Source organism: Streptococcus sanguinis (assembly GCF_050223295.1).
Taxonomy (GTDB): Bacteria; Bacillota; Bacilli; order Lactobacillales; family Streptococcaceae; genus Streptococcus; species Streptococcus sanguinis_X.
In genome coordinates, this window is the sequence record NZ_CP071424.1 from 1,248,228 (window position 1) to 1,260,047 (window position 11,820).

The 11,820-nt window shown below is 42.2% G+C and carries 12 protein-coding genes; 7 read left to right on the forward strand and 5 right to left on the reverse strand.

What is annotated here, in order from left to right; translation table 11 throughout:
- The first annotated feature begins 70 nt into the window (after positions 1 to 70).
- The 7 genes from J1C77_RS06055 to xerS all read left to right on the forward strand — a co-directional run bounded on the left by J1C77_RS06055 (position 71) and on the right by xerS (position 5,701).
- On the forward strand, positions 71 to 769 hold the full coding sequence (locus J1C77_RS06055; RefSeq protein ID WP_002921224.1) for a GntR family transcriptional regulator: 699 nt from the start codon (positions 71 to 73) through the stop codon (positions 767 to 769).
- A 152-nt stretch (positions 770 to 921) separates the two neighbouring features.
- Positions 922 to 1,254 (forward strand): putative DNA-binding protein, encoded by a 333-nt coding sequence (locus J1C77_RS06060; protein ID WP_032907526.1) that lies wholly within the window; start codon positions 922 to 924, stop codon positions 1,252 to 1,254.
- 2 nt (positions 1,255 to 1,256) lie between these two features.
- Positions 1,257 to 1,472, forward strand: a complete 216-nt coding sequence (locus J1C77_RS06065; protein ID WP_042762852.1) for a hypothetical protein — start codon at positions 1,257 to 1,259, stop codon at positions 1,470 to 1,472.
- Positions 1,473 to 1,500: 28 nt separating this feature from the next.
- Positions 1,501 to 3,075, forward strand: a complete 1,575-nt coding sequence (gene ffh, locus J1C77_RS06070; RefSeq protein ID WP_002921219.1) for a signal recognition particle protein — start codon at positions 1,501 to 1,503, stop codon at positions 3,073 to 3,075.
- 79 nt (positions 3,076 to 3,154) lie between these two features.
- On the forward strand, positions 3,155 to 3,955 hold the full coding sequence (locus J1C77_RS06075; RefSeq protein ID WP_002921217.1) for an alpha/beta hydrolase: 801 nt from the start codon (positions 3,155 to 3,157) through the stop codon (positions 3,953 to 3,955).
- Positions 3,956 to 4,008: 53 nt separating this feature from the next.
- Entirely contained in the window at positions 4,009 to 4,452 is a 444-nt protein-coding gene (locus tag J1C77_RS06080; RefSeq protein WP_002921214.1) for a MepB family protein, read from the forward strand.
- Positions 4,453 to 4,630: 178 nt separating this feature from the next.
- Positions 4,631 to 5,701, forward strand: a complete 1,071-nt coding sequence (gene xerS, locus J1C77_RS06085) for a tyrosine recombinase XerS (protein ID WP_002921212.1) — start codon at positions 4,631 to 4,633, stop codon at positions 5,699 to 5,701.
- An 86-nt stretch (positions 5,702 to 5,787) separates the two neighbouring features.
- On the opposite strand, the gene J1C77_RS06090 is transcribed toward xerS, so the two are convergent.
- The 5 genes from J1C77_RS06090 to J1C77_RS06110 all read right to left on the reverse strand — a co-directional run bounded on the left by J1C77_RS06090 (position 5,788) and on the right by J1C77_RS06110 (position 11,805).
- A complete protein-coding gene (locus tag J1C77_RS06090) occupies positions 5,788 to 6,426 on the reverse strand; it encodes a hypothetical protein (protein ID WP_002921210.1) in 639 nt (212 codons plus the stop codon).
- A gap of 165 nt (positions 6,427 to 6,591) precedes the next feature.
- Positions 6,592 to 7,581, reverse strand: coding sequence for a lipoate--protein ligase (locus tag J1C77_RS06095; protein ID WP_002921209.1), 990 nt, complete (start codon positions 7,579 to 7,581; stop codon positions 6,592 to 6,594).
- 66 nt (positions 7,582 to 7,647) lie between these two features.
- Complete coding sequence (gene lpdA, locus J1C77_RS06100; protein ID WP_002921208.1) at positions 7,648 to 9,354, reverse strand: dihydrolipoyl dehydrogenase; 1,707 nt, start codon at positions 9,352 to 9,354, stop codon at positions 7,648 to 7,650.
- A 78-nt stretch (positions 9,355 to 9,432) separates the two neighbouring features.
- The gene (locus tag J1C77_RS06105; protein WP_002921207.1) at positions 9,433 to 10,476 is read right to left on the reverse strand and encodes a dihydrolipoamide acetyltransferase; all 1,044 of its coding nucleotides are present in this window, start codon (positions 10,474 to 10,476) and stop codon (positions 9,433 to 9,435) included.
- Between the two features lie 336 nt (positions 10,477 to 10,812).
- On the reverse strand, positions 10,813 to 11,805 hold the full coding sequence (locus J1C77_RS06110) for an alpha-ketoacid dehydrogenase subunit beta (RefSeq protein WP_002921206.1): 993 nt from the start codon (positions 11,803 to 11,805) through the stop codon (positions 10,813 to 10,815).
- Between the last annotated feature and the right edge of the window lie 15 nt (positions 11,806 to 11,820).

Sequence of the window (11,820 nt, forward strand, 5' to 3'; positions counted from 1 at the left end):
ATTTAGTTTGACATTTGAAGTATTTGGTACTAAAATAAAGGAAGGTACCAAATAAGAAAGAAGAGTCAACATGTTGCCCGCATATATCAAAATTCATGATCAGATTAAGAAAGACATCGACGATGCCGTTTGGGAGATTGGAGAGCGCCTGCCCAGTGAGCGAGATCTAGCCGAAACCTTTAAGGTCAGCCGTATGACCCTGCGTCAGGCCATTACGCTCTTGGTTGATGAGGGGGTGCTGGAGCGTCGGGTCGGCAGTGGTACCTTCGTAGCCAGCACACGTGTTCAGGAGAAAATGCGCGGCACCACCAGCTTCACGGAAATCATGAAGGCGCAAGGCAAAACGCCATCCAGCCAGCTTATTTCTTATCGGCGTACCCTGCCCAGCGAGCAGGAAGTGGAGAAGCTAGGCATCCATAAGACAGAAAATGTCATTCGGATGGAGCGGGTCCGCTATGCTGACGATTTGCCGGTGGTCTACGAGGTGGCTTCAATTCCAGAGAAGTTCATTAAGAATTTCAAAAAAGAAGAGGTGACCAGTCATTTCTTTCAGACCTTGCAGGAACATGGCTATAAGATTGGCAAGTCCCAGCAGACGATTTATGCTCGGCTGGCTAAGGAGAAAATCGCCAATTACCTTGATATACCCCGCGGTCATGCTATATTAGGACTGACTCAGATTTCTTACTTTGATGACGGCATAGCTTTTGAATATGTAAAAAGTCAGTATGTCGGCGATCGTTTTGAATTTTATTTAGAAAACAATTAATTATTGCAAAACTCTTGGTTATCACTAAGAGTTTTTAACTTGTCTTTTACTCAGCAGAAAAAGCTGATTGACCTTTTGCAATCTCATATTTCGAGTGTATATTTCCCTTGTCAGACTAGAGTTTATCACGCTTTTCTGGTATAATGTTTCTTATGGAAATTGAAAAAACAAACCGAATGAATGCTCTCTTTGAGTTTTATGCAGCGCTTTTGACTGACAAGCAGATGAACTATATCGAGCTCTATTATGCGGATGACTACAGTCTGGCTGAGATTGCTGAGGAGTTTGGTGTTAGCCGTCAGGCCGTTTATGATAATATCAAACGGACAGAGAAGATTCTGGAAGACTATGAGAAAAAGCTGCACATGTACTCGGACTACATTGTTAGAAGTCAGATATTTGACCAGATTACAGAGAAATACCCTGACGACAGCTATCTGCAGGAGCAGATCGGGATTCTGTCTGGTATTGACAATAGGGAGTGACTATGGCTAAACAAGTTATCTACAAGGGAATGTCTTGCTGGTTGTTGGAGTCGGAAGAACCTTTTCCTGCCAGGGTACAACTCATCTCCCCTGACAATCTTTCTAAGGCAATGCAAGAAGGCTTCAGCTGCTGGGGATACCCAAATGAGATTATGAAAGAAGTCTCTGCTGAGGAATATGCTTGTTTAACACGTTTTGGAAAATTTCCACTGAATTGATTGAAATAGAAACTAGGAGAAATAAAAAATGGCATTTGAAAGTTTAACGGAACGTTTGCAGAACGTCTTTAAAAATCTACACAGAAAAGGAAAAATCTCAGAGAGTGATGTTCAGGAAGCAACCAAAGAGATTCGTCTGGCCCTTTTAGAAGCCGACGTTGCCCTGCCAGTTGTCAAAGACTTTATCAAGAAAGTCCGTGAGCGTGCTGTCGGCCATGAGGTTATCGATACTCTCAATCCAGCACAACAGATTATCAAGATTGTTGACGAGGAACTAACTACTATCTTGGGTTCTGATACTGCTGAGATTATCAAGTCACCAAAGATTCCGACTATTATCATGATGGTTGGTCTGCAAGGGGCTGGTAAGACCACCTTTTCTGGAAAGCTTGCTAATAAACTCAAGAAAGAAGAAAATGCTCGTCCGCTTATGATTGCGGCGGATATTTACCGTCCGGCGGCTATTGATCAGCTGAAAACACTTGGACAGCAAATTGATGTACCAGTTTTTGCCTTGGGTACGGAAGTTCCAGCTGTTGAGATTGTCCGTCAAGGTCTGGAGCAGGCGAAAGCTAACCACAATGATTATGTCTTGATTGATACGGCTGGGCGCCTTCAGATTGACGAAAAGCTCATGCAGGAGCTGTCAGATGTCAAAGCGCTGGCTAATCCGAATGAAATTCTCTTGGTTGTTGATGCTATGATTGGTCAAGAAGCGGCTAATGTCGCTCGCGAATTTAACAGCCAACTGGAAGTGACCGGGGTTATCTTGACCAAGATTGATGGCGATACCCGTGGTGGTGCAGCCCTGTCTGTCCGTCAGATTACTGGTAAGCCAATTAAATTTACTGGTACCGGTGAAAAAATCACTGATATTGAGACCTTCCACCCAGACCGCATGTCCAGTCGAATCTTGGGCATGGGGGACATGCTGACTCTGATTGAAAAAGCCTCTCAAGAATACGATGAGAAAAAATCGCTTGAAATGGCTGAAAAGATGCGGGAAAACACCTTTGATTTCAATGATTTTATTGATCAGCTGGATCAGGTACAAGGTATGGGGCCTATGGAAGATTTGCTCAAGCTGATCCCAGGAATGGCCAATAATCCTGCCCTCAAGAATATCAAAGTGGATGAGAAAGAAATTGCCCGCAAGCGTGCCATTGTATCCTCTATGACACCGGCTGAGCGTGAAAATCCAGACTTGTTGAGTCCTAGCCGTCGCCGTCGTATTGCCAATGGTTCGGGTAACAGCTTTGTTGATGTCAATAAATTTATCAAAGACTTCAATCAAGCTAAGCAGATGATGCAGGGTGTTCTGTCAGGCGATATGAGCAAGATGATGAAGCAAATGGGTCTCAATCCAAACAATATGCCTAAGAACATGCCTGGTGGCGGAGGAATGCCTGACATGTCAGCTCTAGAAGGCATGATGGGCCAAGGCGGTATGCCAGATATGTCAGGATTAGGAGGAGCCGGCATGCCGGATATGAGCCAAATGTTCGGCGGCGGACTCAAGGGCAAAGCTGGAGAGTTCCTGATGCGCCGCAGCATGAATAAAATGGCCAAGCAAATGAAGAAAAACAAGAAGAAGCGGAAGTAATAACAAAAAAAACAAGTCGCATAACTAAGTTTTATGTGGCTTGTTTTTGGAAATATCAGATTCAGATACGGAGACTAGAATGAAGCCTTTTTTGACTCAATTGATTCATCGACTTGCTAAAACCTTTCAAAAATTATTGAATAAGCTGCCTTCCCACCCTATTTCCCATCTACCTGCCAGCAAGGTCGAAATACATCCTATTATCATGATTCCAGGTAGCTCTGCAACGGAAAATCGTTTTAATCGAATGGTTAAAAAGCTCAACCGCAATCAGCATCCACGTAATAGTCTGGTCCGTATTAAAGTCTGGAATGACGGACGTATAACTTATCGAGGTCATTTGAAGCGCAAGGATAGAAATCCCATTTTTGTGGTTGGCTTTCAAAATAATCGCGATGGTTATGAAAATATCAAGAAGCAGGCGGCCATGTTTGATGCTGCCTTGACTGTCTTGCTAGAGAAGTATTCTTTTAACAGCTTTAAGGCGCTGGGGCATTCTAACGGTGGTCTAATTTATACAGTATTCCTGCAGCAATATCTGACAAATCATTCTGATTTGGAGGTGGAAAAGCTCCTGACTATTGGCAGCCCTTATAATCTAAACAAGAAAAATCTTAATCATCGAGTCCCGATGCTAGATGACTTTGTATCCAACCAGGGAAAACTTCCTAAGAAGCTGCAGCATTTGTCAATTTTGGGAATCTTTTTCCGAGATGGTGACGGAATTGTCCATAAAAGCAGTGTAGAGGCCGGGAGCTTGATTTATAAAGGAAAGATTGCTTCACACAGAGAGGTCGTCATCGTAGGAAAGGATGCTCACCATTCTTCCTTGCCGCAAAATGAACAGGTAGTTGATTTGATTAAAGGGTTTTTATTCTAGTAATTATTTTACATAATTTAATTTTGGTAAAAAATTAAAAAAGTGATAAAACAATGAAAATGACAGACATTCTTCATAGGTATTATGGTGACTTTGATCTGATAAATGAAAAATGGAATGAAGACTATGAAAGCATTTTGATTAAGCCAAAGGATGATCAAGAATATAAAAGATGCCGTTTGGCAAAGAAGACACCTAAAAAAGAAGGCTACTTTACAGTCTTTTGGAAAAAAGACCAAGACAATAAGAACATTCCATATACTGATAAAGACTTAGGTGATGAACTGGTAATTGTCGTTATCGACGACCGTCATTGCGGTATATTTATCATTCCCAAAGAGGTGGCTATTAGTAAAAAAATTCTTTCTACAAAGGATTGCAAAGGAAAAATGGCTATGCGGTTTTATCCGTCCTGGTGCACAAATTTAAATAAAACAGCTCAGACAACACAAAAATGGCAACTGGATTATTTTCAAAAAATCGAATTAGAAGAATAAGTTTCAGGTAAAACAAGACAGAGTTCAATTTCTCAATTTTGTCTTGTTTTTATTATCTATTTTGTAGTAAAGTTAGCTTGCTTACTTCCCTCTATCATCTTTCCGAAAAACTATAATTTTCTTGAAAAATATATCTAGATATGCTATACTACTGTTATAGAAAAAACGGAGAATTTTAATGAGACGTGAACTGTTATTAGAAAGAATTGATAAACTCAAGGCTACCATGCCCTGGTACATTTTGGAATATTACCAGTCTAAGCTGGCAGTACCTTATAGTTTTACAACCTTATACGAATATCTCAAAGAATATGATCGCTTTTTTAACTGGGTGCTGGAATCTGGCATCACAGACGCTTCGCATATTGCTGAGATTCCTCTCTCGGTCTTGGAAAACATGACCAAGAAAGACATGGAAGCCTTCATTCTGTATCTGCGAGAGCGGCCGCTTCTCAATGCCAACACGACACAAAACGGTGTTTCTCAGACAACTATCAACCGAACTCTGTCAGCTTTGTCCAGCCTCTACAAATATTTGACTGAGGAAGTTGAAAACGAGCAAGGCGAGCCCTACTTCTATCGAAATGTGATGAAAAAGGTTGCTACTAAGAAGAAAAAGGAAACTCTGGCTGCTCGTGCAGAGAATATTAAGCAGAAGCTCTTTTTAGGGGATGAGACAGAAGAATTTCTTCAGTATATTGATACGGAGTACCCTAAGAAGCTCTCTAACCGCGCTCTGTCTTCTTTTAACAAGAATAAAGAACGAGACTTAGCCATCATTGCCTTGTTGCTAGCCTCTGGTGTTCGTCTATCTGAAGCTGTCAATCTGGACCTAAAAGACATCAATCTCAAAATGATGGTCATTGAAGTGACAAGAAAAGGCGGGAAAAGAGACTCTGTCAATGTCGCTGCTTTTGCAAAGCCTTATTTAGAAGAGTATCTGAATATTCGGAGCAAGCGATATAAGGCCGAAAAGACTGATACAGCCTTCTTTTTGACTGAATACCGTGGCACTCCTAATAGAATTGATGCTTCTAGTGTTGAAAAAATGGTGGCCAAGTATTCTGAGGACTTCAAAGTGCGAGTGACTCCTCACAAACTCCGCCATACGCTTGCTACACGCTTATATGATGCAACCAAATCTCAAGTTCTCGTAAGTCATCAGCTAGGGCATGCTAGCACTCAGGTAACGGACCTCTACACCCATATTGTCAATGATGAGCAAAAGAATGCTTTGGATAAATTATAATATTACATAATTTAAAATATGTAACAACAGAGACAGCAATAACAACAAAAGAGCGAAAATCTAGTTTAGATGCTTCGCTCTTTCTTTTATAAAAATTCAATCCAATAGTTCCGATGAGGTTCAATAATAAGCGGTCTGCCCCAGAAGTGCTTGAGATGCTCCAGATTTGCTGCTGTGACAGGTCGATTCTTGGAGTTGTACTTTTCAGCGCTTTCTCTAGTTAGGAAACATTTGACTGCTTCGTAGGAGCCTTCTGCTGTCTCTCTATTCAGCCCTTCGAAGCTAACTTCATCGCCTGGCTGAGGATTATCCGTGAAGAGTTTTCCGATAAAATAGACCGTTTTACTCTTCATCAGATCGTAAGCCTTGATATTCTCTATTCGATTATTAGCTGCTGCAAACATGATACAAAAGCTGTCTACAAGATCCTTCAAGGGCATCAGGTCTTCCTTGGGAACGAAAACATCTACCATGTAGAGCCCGCCAATGACTAGGTTTTGGAAAGAAGGTTGCTGAATAACATTATCCAACGCCATGCCAAGCGGTAATTTCACAGCTTGATAGCCTGATTTTTCAAATTCTTCTTTCTTTTTCTCATAATCTTCTGGAGATATGCTAACATAAAAATTGTCTGGATTAGGAGATGGTTTTTTCTTCAGAAAAGCTACAACTGTGCGGTCCAACTGCTCAAACAGACCAAGGCTTTCTACTGGGACTTTCTGCATCAAGGCACCCCTTTCTCTAATTCCCTATCATTTTATCATATCTGGTAGATAAAGCCTAGAGAAAACTAGCTGGTTAAGGAAACGTAAGAATGTTGTTGATTTGAAATATACTGTTTACATGAAAAACCAAACTCTTCGAGAGCTTGGTTTTCTTTATGTCATATTTTAACCGACGATAGCTTCGGCAATTTCTTCTCTGCTGATTCCAGCAAAGTAGCGGCTAATATCAATCCTTTCAAGAGCTTTCAGAACATCTTCACGTTCGTATTTAACACCGCGCAGCACATCCTCTACTGCTGCTACGTCTTCAATACCAAAGAAGTCTCCATAGATTTTAATATCCTGAATCTTAGATTCAACAACATTGGCAAAGATTTCTACCTTACCGCTGGTAAACTTGGTGCCACGGCGCACATTGTATTCAGGTGATTTACCGTAGTTCCAGTCCCAAGTTCCAAACTTGCTATCTCTGATTTGCTTGATTTCTTCCAGTTCTTTCTCAGAGAAGACATACTCTGTCATTTCTGGATATTCTTTCTTCATATAGTCCAGAAGCAGGTCGCGGAATTCTTCGACAGTAATCTTTTCAGGCAATTCATTGACAATATTTGTCACGCGTGCACGGACAGATTTAACTCCTTTTGATTCGAACTTGTCTTTAGAAACTTTAAGCGCATTGGCCAAGACAGACAAATCAACATCAAAGAGCAGGCAACCATGGTGCATGATACGGCCGTTAATATAAGCCTGCGCATTGCCACAGAACTTCTTACCGTCAATTTCCAGGTCGTTACGGCCGGTGAATTCAGCCTTTACCCCAAGCTCTGCCAAGGTGTTGATAACCGGCGTAGAAAAACTCTTGAAGTCAAAGGCACGATCTTCGCTTTCCTTGGAGATAATGGTGTAGTTGAGGTTGTTTAGATCATGATAAACAGCTCCGCCGCCGCTGATACGACGCACAACTTCAATGCCATGCTCACGAACGTAGTCGCGGTTGATTTCTTCGATGGTATTTTGGTGACGTCCAACAATGATAGAAGGTTTGTTAATCCAGAGCAGGAAAATTTCATCCTCATCTAAGAGGTGTTTGAAAGCATATTCCTCCAAAGCAATATTAAAAGCTGTATCATTTGAATAGTTAACAATGTATTTCATAAGCTACCTCTTTATACGATAGAGACTGGAACAATGATTTATGCCCAGTCTAATCTATCTTTTAAATTATTTTTTCTTAGGTGAGTGAACTGCCAAGCCCAGTACATCTGCAAAAGCTTCGTACATGACTTCTGAGAAGGTTGGGTGACCGTGAATAGTCTTAAGCATTTCTTCTACGGTGATTTCCATTTCGATGATGGTTGATGCTTCATTGATTAATTCTGCAGCTGCAGGACCGATGATATGAACACCAAGCACTTCACCATACTTCTTGTCGGCAATGACTTTAACGAAGCCTTGAGCCGCGTCTGAAGCGATAGCACGGCCGTTAGCAGCGAAGTTGAACTTACCAATCGCTACATCATATTTCTCACGAGCTTGCTCTTCTGTCAAACCAACTGCTGCTACTTCTGGCAGGGTGTAGATAGCTGCAGGTGTCAGATTGAGTTTAGCAACATGGTGGTTGCCTTTCAGAGCATTTTCAGCAGCGACTTCACCCATACGGAAGGCTGCATGAGCCAGCATCTTAGTACCATTGATATCACCTGGTGCGTAAATACCTGAAACAGAAGTTTCCATGTACTCATTGACCTTGATACGGCCGCGATCCAGTTCGAACTCAACCTCGCCAATGCCTTCTAGGTCTGGCACACGTCCGATAGAAAGCAAGGCCTTATCTGCGACAATATCTTCTTTCCCTTCAACCTTGATACGGAGTTTTCCGTTTTCTTCGATAATTTCTTCCAACTTAGTTTCAGTCAGAATTGTCATGCCCTTGCGCTCCAAGATGAGGCGAAGGTTTTTAGAAACTTCTGCATCCATAGCTGGGACGATACGATCCATCATTTCGATAACGGTGACTTTTGAGCCAAATGTCATGAAGGCTTGTCCAAGCTCAATACCGACAACACCACCGCCGATAATTACCAGATTTTCTGGCACTTCGTTCATTTCCAAAATATCATCACTGGTCATAACAAGAGATGATTCCATACCAGGAACATTGATCTTGCTGACTTTTGAACCACCAGCCAAGATAATCTTCTTTGTTTCTAGCAGCTCGCTGCCGTTTACAAGAACATTCTTGTCTTTAGTAATGGTACCAATTCCCTTATGAACATCTACGCCATAGCTGCGAAGAAGGCCAGCAACACCGCCAACGAGTGTATTGACAACCTTGTTTTTGGTTTCCAGGACCTTGTCCATGTCTACTGTGAAGCTTGGGTTTTCGATGATGATACCGCGGTTAGCAGCGTGACCAAGGCTTTCAATGATTTCAGCATTGTGCAGGTAAGTCTTTGTAGGGATACAACCACGATTCAAGCAGGTTCCGCCCAGCTCAGACTTCTCAACCAAGGCAATCTTGCCACCCAGCTGGGCTGCTTTGATAGCCGCTACATAACCAGCAGGTCCGCCACCGATAACAACGATATCGTAAGCATCATCGCTTTTATCTTCATCTGTGCTGGCTGCCGCTGTTGCAGGAGCTGGTGCTTCCGCAGGTGCAGAACCGCCAGCAGTTGGAATGTTTTCTCCTTCTTCTCCCAAGTAACCGATGACTTCCGTCACTGGAACAGTTTCACCGTCACCTTTGAGAATAGCAATCAGGTAGCCGTCTTCTTCGGCTTCCAATTCCATGCTGACCTTGTCAGTCATGATTTCCAGAAGGATTTCCCCTTCTTTGACAAATTCGCCGACTTTTTTATTCCATTGGACAATTTGCCCTTCGGTCATATCCACGCCGGCTTTTGGCATAATTACTTCTAAAGCCATTTTTCTTTCCTTTTCTAATTTAATTTTTCACTTGCTGAGTGTTTCGTTTCTTTACTTTTTAAACTAGCAAAGAAAATCTTATACCAACATTGAAATTGGGTCTTCAATCAAAGCCTTCAAGTCCTTCATAAACTTAGCTCCAGCCATTCCGTCAACTACACGGTGGTCAATGGTCAAGCCAAGACTCATAATTGGACGGATAACAATTTCGCCATTAACAACGACAGGTTTTTCCACTGTTGAGCTCACACCTAAGATAGCAGAGTTAGGCTGGTTGATGATGGGCCCAAAGGACTGAACGCCAAACATACCCAAGTTACTGATTGTGAAAGTTGAGTTTTGCAGCTCGCTTGGAGCTAACTTGCCTTCCAAAGTACGTCCGATAACATCTTTAAAGGCTACTACAAGCTCTGATAGGCTCATTTTTTCTGCATTATAGACAACTGGTGTCATCAGGCCATTATCCATACCGACTGCCATTGAAAGGTTGACATAGTTGTGTGTGATAATGGTCTTGCCATCCTCTGTCAAGGTCGAATTGAGGTAAGGATGCTTCATCAGTGTCTTCACAACAGCCAGCGAAAGCAGGTCTGTGACAGTTACTTTTTTGCCAGTTGCTTCCATGATTGGTTCCAGCACTTTTTTACGCAAGGCCAGCATTTCTGTCATATCAACATCATAGTTAAGGGTGAATGTTGGCGCCGTCAGGTAAGATTCTACCATCCGCTGAGCAATGACCTTTCGCATCGGCGTCATTGGGATACGCTCAATCTCACCATAAGGAGTGACATTATCAGGCACTTCTTCCGCTTTTTCAATTTGAGCAGGAGATTTGATTGTATCGCTCTCAACATTCTCAGGCAAGAAAGCAAGAACATCTTTCTTCATAATCTTGCCACGATGGCCAGTTCCTTGAATCTCTTGCCAAGCAATATTGTGTTCTTGGGCAATTCGTTTTGCCAGTGGTGAAATGCGCACCACGTTTGTATCTTTATAAGTTTCCACGTCTTCTTTGTGGACACGACCGTTTGCGCCTGAGCCAGAAACATCATAGAGGTTGATTCCCAAATCATCCGCTAACTTTCTAGCCGCAGGAGTCGCTCTTAGCTTATCATCAGCCATGACCTCTCCAATTCTAATTATGATACTAAGGGCGTAAAAAAATCAAAGTGAAAATAGAAAACTTAACGAAGAAATTTTAGTTTCCAGAAAAGTTTATTTTTCACACAGACTCTAGCCCGTGTTCAACTCTACAAGTAACTTGGATACGAAACGTATCTCAAGTTACTAGGGTTGTCGCTATCTGCGTCCAACCTAGTAGACTTACTAATACTCAACCGAATAACGATTTTCTGCAATTAGAAAATTCTAAACCTCATTAACCCTCTACACAAGATTAGATTACATAAAATAATTTATGTAATCTAATTCGTAAGAAAGCCTTTTCTTTATTATACCTTATTCTTTGTGATATGTCTTCCGAATAGCGTCTTTGATGCTTTCAACGGTCGGAATCATCGCATTTTCCAAGTTTTGTGCATAAGGCATTGGCACATCTTCACCTGCACAACGGCGGATTGGCGCATCTAGATAGTCAAATGCTTCAGACTCAGAAATAATCGCCGAAATTTCACCAATGAAACCGCTAGTTTTGTGAGCATCATTAACCAAAACAACCTTTCCAGTCTTCTTAACAGAATTGATGATAATATCCTTATCGAGCGGCACCAATGTACGTGGGTCAACCACTTCTACAGAGATACCTTCTTCTGCTAATTCTTCAGCTGCCTGCATGACACGGCGAAGCATTTTTCCGTAGGTAACAACTGTTACATCGGTACCTTCTTTTTTGATTTCGCCCACGCCAAGCGGGATTACATACTCAGGATCCAGTGGCACCTCGCCTTTTTGGTTAAATTCAGACTTGTATTCCAGGATAATGACCGGGTTATTGTCACGGATAGAAGCCTTAAGGAGCCCCTTCATATCAGCCGGCGTTCCTGGAGCTACCACCTTAAGCCCTGGAATGTGGGTAAACCAAGATTCCAAAGACTGCGAGTGTTGAGCAGCAGAACCAACTCCATTACCCGCCGCACAACGGACAGTCATTGGCACTTGACCTTTTCCGCCAAACATATAGCGAGTTTTAGCAGCTTGGTTAACAATAGCATCCATGGCAATTACAGAGAAGTCCATAAAGGTCATGTCTACGATTGGACGCAGCCCTGTCATAGCTGCTCCAGCTGCTGCTCCCGATATGGCTGCTTCTGAAATCGGACAGTCACGTACACGTTCTGGCCCGAACTCTTCCAGCATACCAACTGATGTTCCGAAATCTCCACCAAAGACTCCGACATCTTCTCCCATCAAGAGTACATTTTTATCGCGACGCATTTCCTCAGACATAGCGAGGATAATGGTGTCACGAAAAGACATAGTTTTAGTTTCCATTTTCTTTTTCTCCTC